The sequence below is a fragment of the Xenorhabdus littoralis genome, assembly GCF_033949345.1.
GTDB classification, from domain to species: Bacteria; Pseudomonadota; Gammaproteobacteria; order Enterobacterales; family Enterobacteriaceae; genus Xenorhabdus; species Xenorhabdus littoralis.
This window is the reverse complement of the sequence record NZ_VCDP01000002.1, coordinates 136,695-158,507: the sequence shown is the minus strand read 5'-3', so window position 1 is coordinate 158,507 and position 21,813 is coordinate 136,695. Positions and strand designations below refer to the sequence as shown.

19 protein-coding genes are annotated in these 21,813 nt (G+C 43.6%); 13 read left to right on the top strand and 6 right to left on the bottom strand.

Annotated features, from left to right (window positions below; all coding sequences use genetic code 11):
- Positions 1 to 97 precede the first annotated feature (97 nt).
- Complete coding sequence (gene apbC / locus FE394_RS00725) at positions 98 to 1,210, bottom strand: iron-sulfur cluster carrier protein ApbC (protein ID WP_319924492.1); 1,113 nt, start codon at positions 1,208 to 1,210, stop codon at positions 98 to 100.
- 292 nt (positions 1,211 to 1,502) lie between these two features.
- Here apbC and metG point away from each other — a divergent pair, with 292 nt between their 5' ends.
- From metG to sanA, 6 genes are all read left to right on the top strand, one after another.
- Entirely contained in the window at positions 1,503 to 3,530 is a 2,028-nt protein-coding gene (metG, locus tag FE394_RS00720; protein ID WP_319924491.1) for a methionine--tRNA ligase, read from the top strand.
- 166 nt (positions 3,531 to 3,696) lie between these two features.
- On the top strand, positions 3,697 to 4,155 hold the full coding sequence (locus FE394_RS00715) for a CidA/LrgA family protein (protein ID WP_319924490.1): 459 nt from the start codon (positions 3,697 to 3,699) through the stop codon (positions 4,153 to 4,155).
- Positions 4,149 to 4,844: a CidB/LrgB family autolysis modulator gene (locus tag FE394_RS00710; RefSeq protein WP_319924489.1), complete on the top strand. Its 696-nt coding sequence runs from the start codon at positions 4,149 to 4,151 to the stop codon at positions 4,842 to 4,844. Before FE394_RS00715 ends, FE394_RS00710 begins: the two co-directional genes overlap by 7 nt.
- Positions 4,845 to 5,064: 220 nt before the next feature.
- Complete coding sequence (gene cdd / locus FE394_RS00705) at positions 5,065 to 5,949, top strand: cytidine deaminase (RefSeq protein ID WP_319924488.1); 885 nt, start codon at positions 5,065 to 5,067, stop codon at positions 5,947 to 5,949.
- A 229-nt stretch (positions 5,950 to 6,178) separates the two neighbouring features.
- On the top strand, positions 6,179 to 7,876 hold the full coding sequence (locus tag FE394_RS00700; protein WP_319924487.1) for an NAD-dependent malic enzyme: 1,698 nt from the start codon (positions 6,179 to 6,181) through the stop codon (positions 7,874 to 7,876).
- 227 nt (positions 7,877 to 8,103) lie between these two features.
- Positions 8,104 to 8,826 (top strand): outer membrane permeability protein SanA, encoded by a 723-nt coding sequence (gene sanA, locus FE394_RS00695; RefSeq protein WP_319924486.1) that lies wholly within the window; start codon positions 8,104 to 8,106, stop codon positions 8,824 to 8,826.
- A gap of 97 nt (positions 8,827 to 8,923) precedes the next feature.
- Here sanA and yeiB read toward each other — a convergent pair whose 3' ends face one another.
- From yeiB to FE394_RS00680, 3 genes are all read right to left on the bottom strand, one after another.
- Entirely contained in the window at positions 8,924 to 10,039 is a 1,116-nt protein-coding gene (yeiB, locus tag FE394_RS00690) for a DUF418 domain-containing protein YeiB (RefSeq protein ID WP_319924485.1), read from the bottom strand.
- Between the two features lie 57 nt (positions 10,040 to 10,096).
- Positions 10,097 to 10,765 carry a GTP cyclohydrolase I FolE gene (folE, locus tag FE394_RS00685; protein ID WP_319924484.1) on the bottom strand — a complete coding sequence of 223 codons (669 nt, stop codon included), beginning with the start codon at positions 10,763 to 10,765 and terminating at the stop codon, positions 10,097 to 10,099.
- A 147-nt stretch (positions 10,766 to 10,912) separates the two neighbouring features.
- Entirely contained in the window at positions 10,913 to 12,097 is a 1,185-nt protein-coding gene (locus tag FE394_RS00680; protein ID WP_319924483.1) for a YbfB/YjiJ family MFS transporter, read from the bottom strand.
- A gap of 211 nt (positions 12,098 to 12,308) precedes the next feature.
- Here FE394_RS00680 and moeA point away from each other — a divergent pair, with 211 nt between their 5' ends.
- Both moeA and moeB read left to right on the top strand, forming a co-directional pair.
- A complete protein-coding gene (gene moeA / locus FE394_RS00675) occupies positions 12,309 to 13,550 on the top strand; it encodes a molybdopterin molybdotransferase MoeA (RefSeq protein WP_319924482.1) in 1,242 nt (413 codons plus the stop codon).
- A gap of 8 nt (positions 13,551 to 13,558) precedes the next feature.
- On the top strand, positions 13,559 to 14,314 hold the full coding sequence (moeB, locus tag FE394_RS00670; RefSeq protein WP_319924481.1) for a molybdopterin-synthase adenylyltransferase MoeB: 756 nt from the start codon (positions 13,559 to 13,561) through the stop codon (positions 14,312 to 14,314).
- Between the two features lie 46 nt (positions 14,315 to 14,360).
- On the opposite strand, the gene FE394_RS00665 is transcribed toward moeB, so the two are convergent.
- Positions 14,361 to 15,956: an ABC-F family ATPase gene (locus tag FE394_RS00665; protein WP_319924480.1), complete on the bottom strand. Its 1,596-nt coding sequence runs from the start codon at positions 15,954 to 15,956 to the stop codon at positions 14,361 to 14,363.
- 275 nt (positions 15,957 to 16,231) lie between these two features.
- On the opposite strand from FE394_RS00665, the gene FE394_RS00660 reads away from it, so the two are divergent.
- Positions 16,232 to 17,233, top strand: coding sequence for a Gfo/Idh/MocA family protein (locus tag FE394_RS00660; RefSeq protein WP_319924479.1), 1,002 nt, complete (start codon positions 16,232 to 16,234; stop codon positions 17,231 to 17,233).
- 308 nt (positions 17,234 to 17,541) lie between these two features.
- Positions 17,542 to 18,072, top strand: a complete 531-nt coding sequence (locus FE394_RS00655) for a hypothetical protein (RefSeq protein ID WP_319924478.1) — start codon at positions 17,542 to 17,544, stop codon at positions 18,070 to 18,072.
- A 390-nt stretch (positions 18,073 to 18,462) separates the two neighbouring features.
- Here FE394_RS00655 and FE394_RS00650 read toward each other — a convergent pair whose 3' ends face one another.
- Entirely contained in the window at positions 18,463 to 19,077 is a 615-nt protein-coding gene (locus tag FE394_RS00650; protein WP_319924477.1) for an LOG family protein, read from the bottom strand.
- Between the two features lie 140 nt (positions 19,078 to 19,217).
- Between FE394_RS00650 and rhtA the strand changes: the two genes are divergently transcribed.
- The 3 genes from rhtA to FE394_RS00635 all read left to right on the top strand — a co-directional run bounded on the left by rhtA (position 19,218) and on the right by FE394_RS00635 (position 21,320).
- On the top strand, positions 19,218 to 20,108 hold the full coding sequence (gene rhtA, locus FE394_RS00645; protein ID WP_319924476.1) for a threonine/homoserine exporter RhtA: 891 nt from the start codon (positions 19,218 to 19,220) through the stop codon (positions 20,106 to 20,108).
- A 276-nt stretch (positions 20,109 to 20,384) separates the two neighbouring features.
- Positions 20,385 to 20,891 carry a DNA starvation/stationary phase protection protein Dps gene (gene dps / locus FE394_RS00640; protein ID WP_319924475.1) on the top strand — a complete coding sequence of 169 codons (507 nt, stop codon included), beginning with the start codon at positions 20,385 to 20,387 and terminating at the stop codon, positions 20,889 to 20,891.
- Positions 20,892 to 21,098: 207 nt separating this feature from the next.
- On the top strand, positions 21,099 to 21,320 hold the full coding sequence (locus FE394_RS00635) for an alkylphosphonate utilization protein (RefSeq protein WP_319924474.1): 222 nt from the start codon (positions 21,099 to 21,101) through the stop codon (positions 21,318 to 21,320).
- The last annotated feature ends 493 nt before the right edge of the window (positions 21,321 to 21,813 follow it).

Sequence of the window (21,813 nt, the reverse complement as noted above, 5' to 3'; positions counted from 1 at the left end):
TTCATCTGAGAAAGTTCTCACCTGAGAAAACGCCGTTTTAGAAAGATCATGAACTAAAACGGCGCCTTATTGTATGTTTACCAAACAACCCGTTAAATCAGACCGCCCGAAAGGAAATTTCGGTCGGGATCTTTTCGCCCTGCCAATACATTCGTGCAGAAATAGTGGCTGCAATTTCACGATAAATATCCGCAAATTCGCTGTCTGGCTGGCTGCTCACTGTGGGTTCGCCACGATCAAGATCTTCACGCAGTGAGATATGCAACGGGATCTGTCCCAATAATTGGCAATCATATTTCTCTGCCAGTTTCTCTGCCCCGCCTGTCCCGAAAATCGGCTCATGGTGACCGCAGTTACTGCAAATATGTGTGCTCATATTTTCAATAATACCCAATACCGGCACATTGACTTTCTGGAACATGACGATGCCTTTCATCGCATCGATCAGGGCAATATCCTGTGGTGTTGTGACAACCAATGCTCCTGTCACCGGAATATTCTGAGACAGTGTTAACTGAATATCACCCGTTCCCGGCGGCATATCAATTACCAGATAATCCAGATCCGGCCACAATGTATCCTGTAGCATCTGCATCAGGGCTTTGCTCGCCATCGGGCCACGCCATACCATTGCGTTATCGTCAGTAACAAGGTAGCCGATAGAATTGGTCGCCATACCATGAATCATAATCGGTGCCATATGCTGGCCATCAGGGGAAGTGGGGCGTTCTTTGGCAGTACCAAGCATATTGGGGATGGACGGGCCATAGATATCTGCATCCAGAATACCCACCTTTCCGCCTTCCTGAGCCAGCGCCAGCGCCAGATTCACCGCAGTACTGGATTTCCCCACCCCGCCTTTTCCTGAGCTGACCGCCACAATATTACGCACACCATTTACGCCCGGTAAATCATTGGCCCGGCGCAAAGTACTGATATCGTGGGTCAGCCGCCATTCAACGGATTTCGCTCCCGTCGCGGCTTGCAGAGGCCGGGTTGTTTCTTTCTTTAATATTTCAAATGCACGTTTCCAGACGAACGGCATGACTAATTCAATATGCAGTATTCCATCCAGCACGGTACAAAGATGCAACGCTTTCAGGGCGATTAAATCGCGTTCTAATGTCGGATGTTTGAAGGTTGCCAGTATTTGTGCAACCTGTTCTTTCAGCAGGTCAGGATTGGTCTGCTCGGGGGATTTTGAGTTCATCCCGGCTCCTTGTATCTTAAAAATTGGTTAAAATAATCATGTTTAGATTTGGCAAGGGAACGCATCCCCAAGAGCATAGATAACTATGCGACTGGGGTGAGTGAGCGTAGCCAACAAAGCTGCAACTTGAAAGACGACGGGTATAAAACTGTTCGGCCATCATAACAGAAGCCAACAACTTCGGATAAGGCAACAGTAAAAGTGACGAAGTTCTCCCATTATCCTAGCGACAACGCTCTTGATCAGGTAACATCAAAAACCCTTTTCATTTTACGGAAGTAAGATCCTAACTATGTCTCAAGTCGCGAATAAATTACTGGTGACCTGTGCGTTACCTTATGCTAACGGTCCCATCCATCTCGGTCATATTCTGGAACACATTCAGGCTGATATTTGGGTTCGTTATCATCGAATGCGCGGCAAAGAGGTTCACTTTGTCTGTGCAGATGATGCCCACGGTACGCCAATCATGCTGAAAGCTCAGCAAAGTGGGGTCTCGCCAGAAGAGATGATTGCCAGGGTGAGCCTGGAGCATCAGCAGGATTTTGCTGGTTTTGCTATCAGTTATGATAACTATCACTCTACGCACTGCGAAGAGAACAAAGCACTTGCATCCAAAATTTATCTGGAACTGAAAAAAAACGGTTACATCAAGAACCGGACGATATCTCAATTGTTCGATCCAGAAAAGTCAATGTTCCTGCCGGACCGTTTCGTCAAAGGTGCCTGTCCGAAATGTAAGGCGGAAGATCAGTATGGCGATAACTGTGAAGTCTGCGGAACAACCTATTCTCCAACAGAATTGATCAACCCTCGTTCCGTTGTTTCTGGCGCGACACCAGAAATGCGCAGTACAGAACATTTCTTCTTCGATCTACCGGCATTCAGCGACATGCTGCAAAAATGGACTCGCTCCGGTACGCTGCAAGAGCAAGTGGCGAACAAAATGCAGGAATGGTTCGACTCGGGTCTGCAACAGTGGGATATCACCCGTGACGCGCCTTATTTCGGCTTTGAGATCCCTGATCAGCCGGGTAAATATTTCTACGTTTGGCTGGATGCGCCAATCGGTTACATGGGTTCATTCCAGAATCTGTGTGATAAGCGTGATGACCTGAATTTCGATGAGTTCTGGGCTAAAGATTCCAAAACGGATCTCTACCACTTCATCGGTAAAGATATCGTTTATTTCCATAGCCTGTTCTGGCCAGCAATGCTGGAAGGCAGCAACTATCGCAAGCCGACCAATCTGTTCGTTCATGGTTATATCACCGTTAACGGCACCAAGATGTCCAAATCCCGTGGAACCTTCATCAAGGCTGAAACCTATCTGAAACACCTTGATGCAGACTGCCTGCGCTATTATTACGCCGCGAAGCTCTCTTCCCGCATTGATGATATTGATCTGAATCTGGAAGATTTTGTTCAACGCGTAAACAGTGACATCGTTAACAAAGTGGTTAACCTTGCTTCCCGTAATGCAGGCTTCATCAATAAGCGCTTTGGTGGCAAATTGGCAGATCAACTCGCTGATCCTGAGCTGTACCAAAAGTTTGTTGATGCGGCACAGGGTATTGACGAAGACTTTACCAACCGCGAATTCAGCAAGGCTGTTCGTGAAATCATGGCGCTGGCTGATCTGGCCAACCGTTATGTTGATGAACAAGCTCCGTGGGTTGTAGCGAAGCAAGAAGGCCGTGATGCTGACCTGCAAGCTATCTGCTCGATGGGCATTAACTTGTTCCGTGTGTTGATGACTTACCTGAAACCTGTTCTTCCGGGCTTAAGCACACGAGCAGAAGCCTTCCTGAATACTGAACTGACTTGGGATGGTATCCAGCAGCCTCTGCTGAGCCATGACGTTGCACCATTCAAGGCACTGTTCAGCCGCATTGAAATGGCTAAAGTGGAAGCCATGGTCGCTGACTCAAAAGAGAACATCCAGCCACAAAAAACCGTAACAGGCCCGTTGGCAGATGACCCGATTCAGGACACCATCGCATTTGATGATTTTGCCAAGGTTGACCTGCGAATCGCATTGATCAAACAGGCAGATTTCGTCGAAGGTTCAGACAAGTTATTAAAATTGATCCTTGATCTCGGTGGTGAGACTCGTCAGGTATTTTCCGGTATTCGTGCAGCCTATCCTGATCCAAAAGCACTGGAAAATCGTCTGACAGTGATGGTTGCCAACCTTGCTCCGCGTAAAATGCGCTTTGGCATTTCAGAAGGCATGGTGATGGCGGCAGGCCCTGGTGGGAAAGAAATCTTCCTGCTAAGCCCGGACAGCGGTGCGCAACCAGGAATGCAGGTTAAATAACCAATACATATTTTGAAAGGATATTATTTATTATAAAATATCCCTTTATCATCAAAATAATAGCTAAGCGGGCTCTAAAATAAGCCCGCTTTTTTATGTGATGTGTGGCACATTTACAGCGTTAGTCGTATGATAATTCCCTCTCTATATTGAGGAATTATCGATTATGTCTTTCCAAAATGTGCTGATGATAGGCTGGCAGTACCTACGCGCATTCGCGTTGCTCTATTTGTGCCTGATTGCGGGGAATATCATTTCAGCACTACTTCCTTTCTCTCTCCCCGGCAGTATTATTGGTTTACTTCTTCTGTTTTGTTTACTGGCGTTCCAAATTATCCCCTCACATTGGGTAAAACCGAGCTGTAGCCTACTGATGAAAAATATGACATTGCTCTTTTTACCTATCGGAGTCGGCGTCATGGATTATTACCCGCAACTCAGCCAGCAAATGCTCCCGATAGTCCTTTCCTGTATCACCAGTACAGTAATTGTCATGATTGTTGTCGCGTACAGTTCCCACTATGTTCACCGCGAGCGCATTATTATTGGCACTCAACAGGAACCCGCCTCCACGCCAACAAATACTTCGCCATTGCAACAACCGGAAGAGAAAGAAAAATGTTAAGTCATATCTGGTGGTCACTACCATTAACCCTGCTCGTATTTTACTTTGCCAAAAAACTGTCAGTGCGGCTCAAATTACCTATATTTAATCCGTTATTAATATCAATGACCGTGATCATTCCCTTGCTACTCATGACACATACTCCCTACAAACACTATTTTGCCGGTAGCCGGATATTGAATGATTTACTGCAACCTGCCGTGGTCGCCTTAGCTTTCCCTCTCTACGAACAGCTTCACCAAATCCGTGCCCAATGGAAATCGATTATTACCATTTGTTTTATCGGCAGTATTGTTGCAATGGTCACCGGCACTGCCATCGCATTGTGGGCAGGTGCAACCCCCGAGATCGCGGCGTCCATTCTGCCTAAATCTGTAACCACCCCGATTGCGATGGCAGTCGCCAATTCCATTGGTGGTATCCCTGCTATCAGTGCCGCTTGTGTCATTGCCGTGGGTATTTTGGGTGGAGTCTTTGGGCACAATTTGTTTAATATTCTGCGAATAAAAACTCAGGCTTCACGCGGATTGGCGATGGGCACGGCATCCCATGCGGTGGGGACAGCCCGTTGTGCTGAGATGGATCATGTTGAAGGGGCGTACAGTTCACTGGCTTTAATGACTTGCGGCATAATTACCTCTCTGGTTGCACCTTTTCTATTTCCGGTATTGCTCCATCTGTTTGGCTGATCTTTATACGCTGATGAGTGTTGTACATATAACACCCAAAAAAATAGTTATCAATGAGTAACGAAAAAGTAAAAAAATAAACCACAACCGCGAAAATTTGATATAAGTTGCTAAAAGAACCTCTTTATTACACAAATTTCATTAATTCTATGTCTGTTATCACATTACAAACCTGAGCATACGTCCTAGAATGACCTTCAATTAATTTGGAGATCATTCTATGCAAGCTCGTTTTCACGCTATTTGGTCAGAAATCACGCCTAAATTGCAAGAAGCTCTGTTGCCTTTTATTGATAATGACGATTTTCCAGCCATGCTGACAGCAGAGCAAGTTGAATCAATCAAACAGTTCTGCGGCTTTGATGATCATGCGCTGGCATTTGCCTTATTACCACTGGCTGCATCCTGCTCCATTGCACCTATTTCTCATTTTAATGTTGGCGCAATTGCACGAGGGGAAAGTGGCAACCTCTATTTTGGTGCCAACATGGAATTCGCCGGTGTTCCCTTACAGCAAACTGTCCATGCCGAGCAATCTGCAATCACTCATGCCTGGCTGCGTGGTGAGAAGAAGCTAGTTTCCATCATTATCAATTATTCGCCTTGTGGTCACTGCCGCCAGTTTATGAATGAATTAAACAGTGGGGCACACTTGGAAGTTTACCTGCCCAACCGCCCACAATTAACTCTGGCTGATTATCTGCCGGAAGCCTTTGGTCCCGGTGATTTATTAGACGCACCACTGCTGCTGGATACCGTTCACCACGGCCATCAATTAGCCACCAATGACGAATTAATACAGGCAGCGCTAGAGGCAGCGAACCGCAGTCACGCACCTTATAGCCAGTCTCATTCAGGGATAGCGCTACAGGATGAGAAAGGGCAAATTTACACCGGTCGTTATGCAGAAAATGCCGCATTTAACCCGAGTTTGCCACCGTTGCAGGCAGCATTGATATTCATGAATATGTCGGGCAGCGATTGTAAATCCGTCAAACGAGCAGTGTTGGTGGAGGGTGAAAACAGCCATTTATCACAATGGAACGCCACACAATCCACATTAACTGCACTTGGCTGTACAAGAATGGAACGATATACCTTTTGAAGTGAAATAAGAGTCAGTTAACAAAATGGCGATTTATCCCCTCTGTTACCCCTAAGAGGGGTAAAATAAAAGAATTAAATAACATTTAATTAGCCAATTCTGTATGTTATCTCTCATTTTTGCTCATGATAAACATATTTAAGTAACATTTGCTGTACTTATTTTTTTTATCTTCTTAGGATCTATAGCCGATTTTGTTATTGATTGATTAGTCCAAAGAGTAAGCATCATGGAACTGGAACACGAAAGTAAACGTCCTCTCTATATTCCCTACGCTGGCCCCATCTTGTTGGAATTTCCTCTGCTGAATAAAGGCAGTGCCTTTACAGAAGAAGAACGCAGTAATTTCAACTTGCATGGCTTACTGCCTCAAATCGTTGAAACAATAGAAGAGCAGGCCGAACGCGCCTACCGTCAATATTGCGATTTCAAAAATGACTCTGATAAACACATTTATTTAAGAAACATTCAGGACACCAACGAAACGCTGTTCTACCGGCTCCTTGACGCCCACCTCAGCGACATGATGCCTATTATCTACACGCCAACCGTCGGTGAAGCGTGTGAACACTTTTCTGACATTTACCGTCGTGCCCGTGGCCTGTTTATTTCCTACCCGAACAGGGCTTACATTGATGACATGCTGCAAAATGCCACTAAGCAGAATGTTAAGGTTATCGTTGTCACCGATGGCGAACGTATTCTTGGTCTGGGTGATCAGGGTATCGGGGGCATGGGTATTCCTATTGGTAAATTGTCACTGTATACCTCCTGTGGCGGGATCAGCCCGGCTTATACCCTACCGGTTGTGCTGGATGTCGGTACTAATAATCCACAGCGTTTAAATGACCCGCTGTACATGGGCTGGCGCCATCCACGCATTACCGGCAAAGAGTATGATGAATTTGTGGATGAGTTCATTCAGGCTGTGAAACGCCGCTGGCCTAACGTATTGTTGCAATTCGAAGACTTTGCCCAGCAAAACGCCATGCCACTGCTGAGCCGCTATCGCGATGAGCTGTGTTGCTTTAACGACGATATCCAAGGCACCGCAGCCGTTGCCCTTGGTAGCTTGATTGCGGCCAGCCGCGCTGCCGGCCGTCAGTTGAAAGATCAGACAGTGGCATTCCTCGGTGCAGGTTCCGCAGGTTGTGGTATCGCAGAGCAGATAGTCGCCCAAATGAAATCCGAAGGATTGAGTGATGAACAGGCTCGCGCCCGTGTATTCATGGTTGATCGTTTTGGCTTGCTGACTGATAAGCAGCCGAACTTGCTGGACTTCCAGAGTGCATTGGTACAGAAGAGTCCAACCCTGCAATCATGGGATGTCAGCAATGATTCTCTTTCACTGATGGATGTGGTTCGTAATGCGAAACCCACTGTCTTGATTGGTGTTTCCGGTCAGTCTGGTTTATTCACTGAAGACATCATCCGTGAAATGCACAAACATTGCGAACGTCCAATCGTGATGCCTTTGTCCAACCCGACATCGCGTGTTGAAGCTCGTCCTGAAGACATCATTAACTGGACGGATGGCAAGGCGCTGGTTGCGACCGGAAGCCCGTTTGCTCCGGTAAAATATAAGGGTCAGGAATATCCAATAGCGCAGTGCAATAACTCCTACATCTTTCCCGGGATCGGCTTGGGCGTTATCGCTTCCGGAGCCAAACGCGTTACGGATGATATGTTGATGGTATCCAGCCGCGCATTGGCGGATTGTTCACCGCTGGCACAAACAGGCTCAGGCCCATTACTGCCACCGATTGATGATATCCAAGAGGTTTCTCGCAAAATAGCCAAAGAAGTTGCGAAGAAAGCTCAAATTCAAGGCGTAGCGATCGTCACATCAGAAGATGCATTAGATGAAGCGATTGAGCGGAATTTCTGGAAACCAGAATATCGCGTTTATAAACGGACTTCATTCTAATAATCTCCTTAACAAGCCTGCCAGCAATATTGGCAGGCTTTTATTCTTATCGCTCTCAATTTTAATAGTAAATTTATCTTATAAAATCCACTAATACGCCCCATAACTGACATGTCCACATTGGATTAAATAAGTTCTACTATAACTCACTGAAAACTTGCTTAGGTTTTTCAAGTGAAGTAGCCTTTAGCCCATTGATCCATAAGTATATAAGGCACACAAAAATAATGTGGAAACGCTTGATTATTGGTCTGATTCTCATTATTGCTGTCCTGATGCTGGCAGCTATTATGCTTGATCGTTGGATTAGCTGGAGAACTGCCCCTTACATCTTTGATGATCTCAGGCAACTGCCTGAGCGAGAAGTGGGTATGGTACTTGGCACATCCAAATATTATAAAACAGGTAAATATAACCAATATTATTTCTACCGTATCCAAGGAGCGGTAAATGCTTACAATAGTGGAAAAGTTAAATACCTGCTATTAAGCGGAGATAATGCCCAACATAATTATAATGAACCCATTACCATGCGTAAGGATCTGATCAAAGCAGGAATCCCTGCCAGTAGCATCGTGATGGATTTTGCCGGTTTCAGAACGCTGGATTCGATTGTCAGAACTCGCAAGGTATTTGATACAGACGATTTTACGATCATCACCCAACGTTTCCATTGTGAACGCGCCCTGTTTATCGCTATGCATTTAAACATAGAAGCACAATGTTACGCAGTACCTTCACCCAAGAATATGATGACCGTGCGTTTCCGGGAAGTATTTGCCCGTCTTGGAGCCTTGACTGACCTCTATATCTTAAAACGTCAGCCCCGATTTTTAGGCCCCTTAATGCCGATCCCTGCTCCACATGCGGTTCCGGTTGGCATTCAAGGCTATCCTGCTGTATCACCAGAAGAGTTGCAGGAATTAGAAAAAAAACCGCGCGGGAAATAAAGAACGAAAAAAAAGAGCCTATTAGGTGTCAGGGATAGGCCCTTCACTTTTGACTAAATCGACTTTTGACTAAATCGACTTCTTACCAAATTTCTGCTTATGCCTTACCTGCCAGCTTTGTTGTTAATCCACGCCAAATTTGTTCCATTGGCCCTTGTGAATAACGTTTCAGCCACCAGCAGGCAAACCAGATATTCAATGCCCAGATAAATGGAATAAACGCCATTAATTCCAAACGGGTAAACTGCCCAAACAGCTCAAGACGATAAAAAAGCGTGGTACAGATCAGCGTTTGCAATAAGTAGCTGCTTAATGCCATTTTCCCAACCTGCCGAAGCCAAAAAGTCACTCTCCAGCATGAAATAGTGGGCCAGAATCCGTAAATCATAGAGATATAAGCTAATGCCAACAACGGTGTTGCCAATTCAGTAATCGTATACCGGACAGTCCATGACGCAAAATAACTGTAAGGATATAAATACTGTATTGATAAAGCGGCACATTGGATCATCATCCCAACGGGAATTAGACATAATGCCAAACGACGGTAATGTGTGCGGCTAAATTCGCCTTTAAGCCAACCATTGCGCAGTAACATGGCACCACCAAGCATAACCCCGATGATTTGCCAGCCATATTGCACAATCACCACAATCATCGCACCGCTTATTTGACTGATGCGATGTTCTACAGCCAGTAATCCACCATACGTTTTCCAGTAACCTTCATGAAAAATATCGTCCTGTGTTGGCAGCCAGAACGCATTATTTTCCTCTACGGGAAACAGTCCCAGAAGATAAAACATCATTACGCCAAATAAGTAAAAAGTCACTGCTGTGCCAAACAACTTTTGGCGGGTATTGATAAAATGCCACGCCAGTAAGCCGACAATGCCATATGACAACAAGATATCACCATCCCATAGCAAAACCCCATGCAGCAAACCAATCACAGCCAAAATCAGTAATCTGGGAATATTCCAGTCACGTCCTCTCTGCCGGAGCAATTCGAGTGATGCCCCAAACAACAGCGTCAAGATGAACAGAAACTTTCCTTGAGTAAAAATACTCAGAACAGACCAAGTCACCACATCAGAAAATGAAACTAACTCTTTATAAAACAGATTAATATAGGCAGCATATGGCAAGGCAAAACCGGAAATATTCAACAGCAATATTCCCAGAATGGCGAAGCCGCGTACGCTATCAAGCATCTCAATTCTCTGATGTGTCACGCCATTACAACCATGTCCCATAATAATAAGAATTCATCATGACAGGTGCAGATGACACACGGAACGCAGAAATTCCTGCCGTGTATTCTGGCTGGTTTTAAATAACCCTCCCAGAGATGTTGTCGTCGTCGTACTGGTTGCATCACGAATGCCACGTGCTTTCACGCAATAATGAACAGCATCAATGGAAACGGCAACATTGTTCGTGCCAAGCAGCGTTTGCAGGGCAATCAGGATCTGCTGGGTCAAACGTTCCTGCACTTGTGGGCGTTGTGCGAAAAACTGGACAATGCGGTTAATCTTCGACAAGCCAATCACTTTATCCTTAGGGATATACGCAACGGTGGCTTTGCCGTCAATAATGACAAAATGATGTTCACAAGTGCTGGTCATCGTAATGTCACGCACCGTCACCATTTCATCCACTTTCATTTTATTTTCTATTAACGTTATTTTCGGAAAATTGTTATAATCCAGCCCTGAAAATATCTCATCCACATACATTTTCGCGATACGACTTGGTGTATCCGCCAAACTATCATCACTCAAATCGAGATTTAACAGTTTCATAATTTCTGTCATGTGTTCCTCAATGCGTACTTTACGCACCTCTGGCTCCAGAGTTTGCTCACGCAATGGGGTTTCAAGACCACGGGCAACCAGTGTCGAATGCACCAGCGCTGCTTCTGTACTTAAGGATGACATCTGTTTCTCCAAGAATAATACCTTCCGTCACCTGACGGGTAATCGAACACTTATTTTACGCAGATATCCGTGATATGTAACACCACACGGTATTCGCTCACATTATATCTGCGCATAACTATACCTGTACGTCATCAATGCGCCAAATCAGGATGGCACCCGATGAATTTTACTGCGATAAAATACCAGTAACCCGGCAATGACCAAACCAATAAATGCGATATAAAGGGCAAGTTCCAGTCGGCCTGTCAGCGATGTTGAAATGGCTGACAACATCGGCCCGACCAATTGTCCCAGTGCATAGCCTGTAGTCAATAGTCCTGCCATATAACGAGCATGATTTGGCGCCAATTCACGGCCATACTGCAAAGCCAGTTGCACCGCACACATAAATCCACCACCCACCAACAACGCGCCAATCATCAGTCCACTGATTCCTGACAACATTTCCGACACCAGAATACCCAGCGCCTGAAGCCATAACGTGATCGCCAAGCGGATTTTTGGGGTTGATACATTACGCATCAAAATCCCCAGCATAATGCCAATGACCGAAGCCACACCAAATATTGGCCAGACAAATTGGGCAAACAAACTGTCAGGAAAGCGCTCTGCTGCCATTTGAGAAAGAAATGTTGCGGGCAAGATATAGCCGAATCCGGCCAGACTATAGCTCCATACTAATCGTTTGATTTCCGGTGTCAGCGTGAGTTTTTGAATAACAGTTTGCGGACGGTGCAGTTCGCCACTGCGAGGAAAATGACGACTCACATAAATACTGAATATCAGTGCCAAGACGCCATATAACAACCACGCACTGGCTGCGCTCATCTGCCAGGATTGAATACCTATCGCCAGTATGCCGCTAATAAAGATACCTATACCCGTACCTGAAAAAACAGCCGCACTTAATCCGGGACGGTTCAATTTTCCCAGCTCATCGTTTGTCCACGCTGCTACCAATACCAACGTCCAGCCACTTGCCCAGCCAATAAAGAAACGGGCGATACTGTGCAATATTGGCCCATCCAACAATGCTGAAAGCAACGTGATAACCACTGCGCCCCACAGCCCACTCCACAGGCGGTATTCGACAAAACGCTGCGACCGCATTGCATCATAGGAGCCTGCCAGATAACCAAGATAATTGAATGCCGCGACAATTCCTGCTCCCGTCAATGTGATCTGGGATTCCGCAATCATCAACGGAACTTGTGGAGTAAAAGTGAAACGGCCTATTCCCATTGCAACAACCAAAGCGAAAAAACCGCTTAATGCAATCTGAAAAGCCTGATAATGACGTTCACGAGATGCGATTATTTGATTGCTCATAGTGATTAAATAGTAATTAAATCAATTGGTTTTATTAAGAGAGTCTTCAGTTATAACAAATCATGAATATAATATACATCTTTTATTAACAGTCATTTCTCATGATTCCCCATCAAGGCAATCTTTGCCATAATGCTCCCATGCAAGAATAACCGCTTCAAGAATAGACGCTTGTCCGCAATTTGCGGTACAGGCATATAGGGAGTTCCTCATGGATCACTGTCATACCTCAGGCTTAATCTCACTTGAACAAGCACTGGAAAAACTACTGGAACAAACCACTCCTCTGACTACTACAGAAACCATTCACCTGACTGAATCTGCCGGACGCATTACCGCCACCGATATCATTTCTCCCATCAACGTTCCTTCTTTTGATAACTCCGCAATGGATGGTTATGCGATTCGCCTTGCCGATCTGAACGAAAATCAGATTTTGCCCGTGGCTGGCAAGGCGCTGGCTGGGACACCATTTCAGGGAGTATTGCCGACTGGCAGTTGCATTCGCATTATGACGGGTGCCCCCATTCCTTCTGGGGCTGATGTCGTTGTGATGCAGGAACAAGCAGAAATCACTGAAACGGGAGTCCGATTCACTCATCCGGTAAAGCAGGGGCAAAATATTCGTACCATTGGGGAAGATATCACCCAAAATACCGTAGTATTGCCAAAAGGGATCAAGCTTTCTACCACACAACTGCCTCTGATCGCTTCACTGGGTATTGCAAAGGTTGAGGTTGTCCGCAAGCTGAAAGTCGCTGTTTTTTCTACTGGTGACGAATTACAAGCCATCGGTGAGCCTTTACAGGCAGGACAAATTTACGATACCAATCGCTTTGCTGTTCGCCTGATGCTGGAAAAACTCGACTGTGAAATTATCGATCTGGGTGTGATCCGCGATGATCCCGTTATATTGCGCCAGACTTTCATTGATGCAGATAAGCAAGCTGATTTAGTGATCAGCAGCGGCGGTGTCTCCGTGGGTGAAGCGGATTACACCAAGCAGATTTTAGATGAAGTGGGCAACATCAGTTTTTGGAAACTCGCCATTAAACCGGGAAAACCTTTTGCATTTGGCAAACTGGAAAATGCGTGGTTCTGCGGTTTGCCGGGCAACCCTGTTTCTGCCGTGCTGACATTCTACCAATTGGTACAACCACTGATTGCCCGCCTGTCCGGTTTTACCGCCTGGCAACCGCCGATACGCCTTACTGCCAAAACGACAACACCATTGAAAAAATCTCCCGGCAGATTAGATTTCCAGCGCGGTATCACTGCCATCAATGAAAATGGCGGGTTAGAAGTACAAACTACAGGACATCAAGGTTCCCATATCTTTAGTTCATATAGCCTCGGTAACTGTTTTATCGTCTTGGAGCAAGAACGTGGGTATGTTGCGGCGGGTGAAACAGTACAAATCGAATACTTTAATCATTTATTGAAAAATCAATAAGATAAAAAATGACTATCGAACTTACTGATGTAGAAACCTTACGTTACAACCGACAGATTGTCTTACGTGGTTTCGATTTTGACGGACAGGAGAAGTTAAAATCTGCCAAAGTGCTGATAGTTGGTGTGGGAGGTCTCGGTTGCGCGGCTTCACAATATCTTGCGGCGGCAGGAGTTGGGACAATCACCCTGCTGGATTTTGATACCGTTTCCCGTTCTAACTTACAACGACAGATTCTCCATCGTGATGAACGCATTGGTATGCCTAAAGTGTATTCTGCAGCACTGACACTGAGGGAGATTAATCCGCATGTCACCATCCAGTCCGTTGAGGGATTATTGGATGATCCTGCCCTGGATACATTAATCCACCAACATAAAGTTGTACTCGATTGTACGGATAACGTTGCCATCCGTGAACAGCTCAATCGTTTGTGTCACGGGCGTAAAATACCGTTGGTTTCTGGGGCAGCGATCCGCATGGAAGGTCAGCTTTCTGTCTTTACTTACCAACCGGAAGAGCCTTGTTATCGTTGCCTGAGCCGATTATTCGGAGAAAACAGCCTGACTTGCGTTGAAGCAGGTGTCATGGCACCACTGGTAGGAACAATGGGTTCTTTACAGGCTATGGAGGCAATAAAATTACTGGCTCAATATGGAAAAGTGAGTTGTGGCAAAGTCATACTCTTCGATGCCATGACGATGCAGTTCCGGGAGATAAAACTGCCTAAAGATCCTAAGTGTGAGATTTGCAGAGAACATTGATCATAGCCCCGTAAACTATCGGGGCTATAATAACCATCAGGCAAAATTATCCGCCGATTCCCTGACTTCTCAGATACTCATCGTAAGTACCTTTAAAATCAACAATCTTGTCAGATTTAATTTCCAGAATACGGCTGGCCAATGAACTCACGAATGCACGGTCATGGGAAACGAAAACCAGTGTTCCTTCGTATAATTCCAGTGCAAGGTTAAGAGACTCAATAGACTCCATATCCAAGTGGTTGGTCGGTTCATCCATGACCAGAATGTTAGGTTTGTGCATCATCAGTTTACCAAACAGCATCCGGCCTTGTTCACCACCTGAAAGTACTTTGACTTTCTTCTTGATATCGTCCTGACCAAACAGCAAGCGCCCCAGAATACTGCGCACTGCCTGCTCATCATCACCGTCACTTCTCCATTGGCTCATCCAATCGAAAACGGTCATATCGCAATCAAAATCACTCGCGTGATCCTGCGCATAATAGCCAATGGTGCTGTTTTCAGACCATTTAACCGTGCCGCTATTTGGTGTTTCTTCGCCAATCAGCGTTTTCAGGAATGTCGTTTTACCGATACCATTTTCACCAATTACCGCCATCTTTTCGCCGACTTCCATCAGCAGATTCAGATTTTTGAACAGTGGCCCGTTATCATAGCCTTTGGTTAAGCTTTCCAGTTCCAACGCATTACGGAACAGTTTCTTATCCTGATCAAAGCGGATATACGGATTCTGGCGGCTGGAAGCCTTCACTTCTTCTAGCTGGATCTTATCAATCTGACGGGCACGAGAAGTCGCCTGTTTGGATTTAGAAGCGTTGGCACTGAAACGGCTGACGAATGATTGCAATTCGGAAATCTGTGCTTTCTTCTTCGCATTATCTGCCATCAAGCGTTCACGAGCCTGCGTTGCAGCCACCATGTACTCATCATAGTTGCCGGGAAACAGGCGCAGCTCGCCATAATCCAAATCAGCCATATGAGTACATACGGTATTCAGGAAATGACGGTCATGGGAAATGATGATCATGGTGCTGTCACGGTCATTGAGCACTTGCTCCAACCAACGGATAGTAGCAATATCCAAGTTGTTGGTTGGCTCATCGAGCAGCAAGACATCAGGATTAGAAAACAACGCCTGTGCCAATAATACGCGCAATTTCCAGCCCGGAGCCACAGCACTCATCAAGCCATAATGCAAATCGACAGGAATACCCACGCCCAGCAATAATTCACCGGCACGGGATTCAGCGCTGTAACCATCCATCTCACCATAAGCGACTTCCAGATCAGCCACACGATAGCCGTCTTCTTCACTCATTTCTGCCATAGCATAAATGCGGTCACGTTCCTGTTTGACTTTCCACAGTTCCGTATGCCCCATGATGACAGTATCCAGCACGGTATACTCTTCGAAAGCAAACTGATCCTGACGTAATTTACCCAGACGCTCATTAGGATCAAGGCTGACATTACCGGCCGTTGGCGTTAAATCTCCGCCCAAGATTTTCATGAAAGTAGATTTACCTGCCCCATTCGCACCAATCAAACCATAACGGTTGTTGTTGCCGAATTTGACAGAAATATTTTCAAACAGTGGCTTGCTGCCAAACTGCATAGTGATGTTGTTTGTACTTAACACAACTTTTGCTCTTAAAGTGAATAAAAAGGGAATTTGAAAATCGATAGCCGCGCATTATGCCACAACAAGAAAAAAGTATCGCCAGAATGCGCTCGCCCATCTCTCATAACTCAAGGAAAATCCAACATAACAGTATGAATAATAAATAGTTGTAAAATTTAAAAGCCTAAATAATCAGACAAAGAAATATGGGAAAAGGTGCGATATTACTATAGTCTGCATCTGGATTTCCGACTCAGCAACTTGATAGATTAAGAGTATATAGGAAGCATACAATGCAAAAAGTGAGATGGGGTATTATTGGTTGTGGTGATGTCACTGAAGTAAAAAGTGGTCCGGCTTTTTATAAACTGGAAAACGCTGAATTGGTGGCGGTAATGCGCCGCAATGCAGATTTAGCCAAAGATTTCGCTGAACGGCACAATATCAGAAAATGGTATTCAGATGCTGAATCTCTGATTAATGACCCGGAAATTGATGCCGTTTACATTGCCACCCCGCCCTCTACCCACAAAAAATACACCATATTGGCAGCACAAGCCGGAAAAAGTATTTATGTCGAAAAACCGATGGCATTGACATTCGAAGAGTGCAACGAAATGATTGCCATCTGCCGATTTCAAAAAGTTCCTCTGTTTGTCGCTTATTATCGCAGGGCATTACCACGATTCATTAAAATAAAAGCGTTAATTGACTCGGGAGCAATTGGCACACCACGAATTGTACACTGTATGCTATTCAGGGAATTATCTGCCCTCTATCAAGATCCCGACAATTTACCGTGGTTTGTAAAACCAGAAATATCTGGTGGTGGATTATTTGTTGATTTGGCTTGTCACACACTGGATATATTGGACTTTCTGCTTGGTAAAATTATTTCTGTTAAAGGACATGCCAATTCACAGGCAAAAGCCTATCCGGCCGAAGATTGTGTTTCCATGTCATTTATGTTCGAGAACAATATTCAGGGCGTTGGTATTTGGAATTTTGTCGCCAGTGCCCGGGAGGATAAAGTCGAAATTATCGGAACCAAAGGCAAGATAACTTTTGCTACATTTGGTGATTCCCCCATTTCATACTACGACAAAAATAATCAACTGCATCAATATCATTTTGAAAACCCCAAACATATTCAAATGCCATTAATCCAGACAGTGGTCGATGAAATACAAGGTAATGATATTTGTCCATCCAATGGGGAGTCTGCCGCCCGTACCAGTTGGGTTATCGATGAAGTATTAAAAGAGTATCGAGAGATCTTATACGTCAATTCCTAAAAGGGATCACGCCAAGACCGGGGGGCCAGTATTAAGCTGCACCCCTTAATTATCTAAACCCACCCATTATGTTAATTCTGTTTTGTTAGAAACTAATTAAGATTATCAATCCTGACCAATTGAATTATATAAATCTATATTGTAATTTAAATACCGAGAATTTAATTAAAGAAATGTTTTTATTAAACACATTCAAATATATAAATAACCTAAGTTAGGTTTTCTCATGGGTTATTTTTACTATATACACATGATGTTTTAATGTCCTTTAGATAACCATCTTTTCAAGATAAATTAGGAGAAAGTGAATGAACAAGCTAATTCTTCCCTCTGATATATTATTAAAAGAGGAACAAACTGTTTCGTTGACCCAAGTAGATCTCACCAAAGAAGATTCATCTCTGCTGGAGTTGCTGCAACAACAAACTCAAGCCGAAGAGAGTCTCACACAACAGGTCGGGCCACGTTGGTATCGCGCTGGTTCAGGCCCTAGACCAATTCAGGGCGGAGTGTATATTCCTGGTACAACCCTGTCTCCCTTGAACGGACAAATTCCTTCAGGAATTGTGAGCTCCATTCTGTGTAACTATGACCGATTCAATTGGGCTGGCTGGCAAAATCAGATCACACTGCGTCTTTTCATCACCACCCCGGATAATTCTGCTGCATGGGAAGCATTTCTGTATGTAGCCAACGGCTCGACCATGGTCAGTGCTGTGGGATTGAATATTCCGGCAAACTGCAGGATTACTCTGCAAATGAAAGTCGGAAATATCACGGGCGGGTTGTATCAGCCGCCGTACATTTCGACCTATGACTGCACGGTAAATTATAATTAACAAGAATTATTAAGGGCGCGCCTTTGGTTATGAGCCAAAGACGCGTTTCTGAATATCTGGTTGGCCAATTAATCCTAATCAAATTTTTCATTCTTACCAATGACTAATCCTGTGACAATGACGTTATCAGACTGAGTGTAAAGTGATTTATTTTTAAAATGAAATAACCATTGATTTTATTATTGCATTATCCCTCAATATCCTTTTTCTAGTAAGATTGAGAAATATTAACCCACTATTATTCCCACTATCGGATAATAATATATTTTTGCAATAACTTGAAAATAACAAGCTAAATTTCGCTAAACAACATATTATAAAGGGATGAAATAGCCTCAACATCTTGCATAGACGCAGTTCTTATTATCACTTTTCCTCCTGAGATTAAAATTATTTGTCATACCTTTTTATCGAAGGAACTTTATAATCACTAAAACGATCCAGTAATAAAGCGGGATCTTGTTCAATAATTGCCATATGGCGATATTTTTCCTGCAAGAATTGTTCATCTGCCATTTTATCAATCATTGAAATCAGGGGATCATAAAACTGATTAATATTGAGAATACCACAAGGTTTGTTATTCAGGCCAATCATGCTCCAGGTAAAAACCTCACTAAACTCCTCCAATGTGCCAAAACCACCGGGTAACGCAACAAAACCTTCTGCCAGTTCGATCATTTTACTTTTACGTTGGTGCATGGTTTCTACCACATGCAGTTCAGATAAGTTTTTATGGGAAATTTCACGTTCTTCCAATAATGTTGGGATCACACCAATAACTTTTCCCCCTTCCTTCAAAACAGTATCCGCCACAGTTCCCATGATCCCCACGCTTGCACCACCATAAACTAAAGTAATGTCGCGTTTAACTAATTCTTTCGCAAAAGATATCGCACTTTCTTTATAAATTTCAGTAATACCCAGACTTGAACCACAATAAACCGCTATGCTCTTAATAGATCGGTTTTTTCCTGAGGAATTTTTCACTATAATCTCTTTCATTATTAAACTCCGTCGTTATTTTTAATTTCCGATTATACGCCAGCCTAATAAATACACAATTGATAATACAGTTGAGTTATATCTGTTTCACTGCGAAGATAGATCCCTTAAATAACATGTTGTAACTGAGGTTTCTGTAAATGTCTCTTTCCAAACATCGGGCAGGTGCTTTTCCACTGCTTCCCGTGATTTTGTTGTTGCTGTCAATGACATCAATTCAGGCTGGTGCCTCACTGGCTAAAACAATATTCCCTGTCATTGGGGCACCTGGTGTCACGGCCCTGAGACTTGCATTAGGAACAATTATCCTATTTTTGATTTTTAAACCGTGGCGTCTGAAATTTCAACGGGCTTCATTAGTTCCCCTTTTTGCCTATGGCATTTCACTCGGGGCAATGAATTACCTGTTTTATATGTCACTATCCCGCATTCCTCTGGGTATTGCCGTTGCGCTTGAATTTACAGGGCCTTTGGCCGTAGCTATGTTCTCCTCTCGACGTCTATTGGATTTCCTCTGGATTGCCTTGGTTATCGCCGGTTTGGGTTTTCTGTTACCCGTTGGAGATAGCGTCACCACGCTTGATCCTATCGGTATTTTATATGCATTGGGAGCAGGTGTTTTTTGGGCACTTTACATTATTTTCGGGCAACGTGCCGGTGCAGGCTATGGCGCTGCGACCGTTTCTATTGGTTCATTGATTGCTGCTTTTATCTTCTTCCCAATTGGGTTAATACAAACTGGCCCTGAAATATTGTTTAATGTTTCGCTGCTGCCTATTGCACTGGGAATAGCGATTTTATCCACCGCATTCCCTTATACTTTGGAAATGATAGCCCTCACTCGTCTGCCAGCCAAAACGTTTGGGACATTAATGAGCCTTGAGCCTGCACTGGGCGCATTATCAGGCATTATCTTCCTTAACGAACACTTGACGATGACCCAGTGGACGGCGCTGTTCTGCATTATATGTGCCTCCATAGGTTCAACCTTTACTATCAAGCAAAAAGCTAAAATAGAAAAAGTAGAATAATTACTTTATCCCCAAAATGCTGGCATTAACGATGAAAACCGGAGAAAGCCCCGTATTCTCCGGTTTTTATTTACATTTTCTCCAATGAAAAACCTTTCAATACGACAACTATCAATACAATAGAAATAATCGATATGACTCCTGATAAGATGTCAGCTAAATTTATTTCATCTAATAAGTATACCCAATAAAGTTCAAATTGTAGTTCAGATAGCAAAGCAACAAATTGAAATATAACGGGTATAACTCATTATCTGGAATTAAGAGGACATTATTATGAGTACAGCAAAATTAATCAGAACCCAAACTTCTGACCTGATTTATACCCGCAATAATATTGATGAAGGCATTAAACAAAGATCAATTTATATCTTGAATCATATGGTGACTCAATTTATCGACCTGTCTATGCTGACGAAGCAAGCTCATTGGAACATGCGTGGCCGGAACTTCATCTCTATTCATGAAATGCTGGATGATTTTCGTGACGCAATCACCGAGCACCTTGATACATTCGCTGAACGAGCCGTTCAATTGGGAGGCACAGCTTTGGGAACGATTCAGGAAGTGAACAAACATACAATCCTGAAAAGTTACCCAACAAATATTCACGATGTACAGGATCATTTGAAAGAACTGGCAGAACGCTACGCCATCGTCGCTAACGCTATCCGTCAAGCAATTGTTGATGCGGAAGATGAAAATACCGCAGATATGTTTACTGCGGCATCCCGTGATCTCGACAAATTTTTATGGTTTATCGAAGCAAATACTGAGCAATAAAATAAAAATATTATTTTTCATTACGTTAAGGTCACATTAGTGGCCTTTTTTGCATTAAATTATGTTAATAATAATAAAAGTGTTAATAACGATAAAAATACAAAAAACAGCAGTCATCATCTAAAAAATCATACTAACCTTTAAAAAAATCATTTTTCTCTCTATAATCCCTGGTTGGTGTAAAAGTAAACATGAGGACTCCATACGATGGATAACGAAGTAAAAGACTCTAATGGTGCGCAGCTGAATGATGGTGACTCAGTTCAGGTGATTAAAGATCTGAAGGTCAAAGGCACTTCCAAGACACTAAAACGCGGTACATTGATCAAAAACATCCGCCTGACTCATCGTGATGATGAGATTGAGTGTAGTGCTGATAAAATCAAAGGATTAGTACTGAAAACCTGCTTCCTGAAAAAAGTAGTATAAATAGCCGTTACAACGCCATTTCTGTTTAAAGGATAAATAATATTATCTATTATATTATTTATCCTTTTTCATTAATTGCATTAAAATCGAATCGTATTTCGCCCTGCTTCTACCCTTTCTTAAGCCACATCATATCAGAACAGCTAACGAGTTCCGTTACCAGTGAAGTATGACTGCAAAAAAGCCATGATATCACTTTACCGATTGATGTCGTTTGCCTATCCACTCCAATAGTAGATCTGATTCTAATGCACAGAGAACTACTGCCCTTTTAAAGGGCACAGTTGGTATAATAGGAATATTATTCGCCACCAAAATATCCAATGGACGGTAATCATTTGACGAAAATAGAAAATATAAAATTTTACCTAAATAAAATGCAAAAAACAAAACCCGCTTGATTAACAAATCATGGTATTGATTTGTTATGCAACATTATCGATTAACACTTATAACAATATTTCATAATGTGAGAAAACAATATTATTATTTT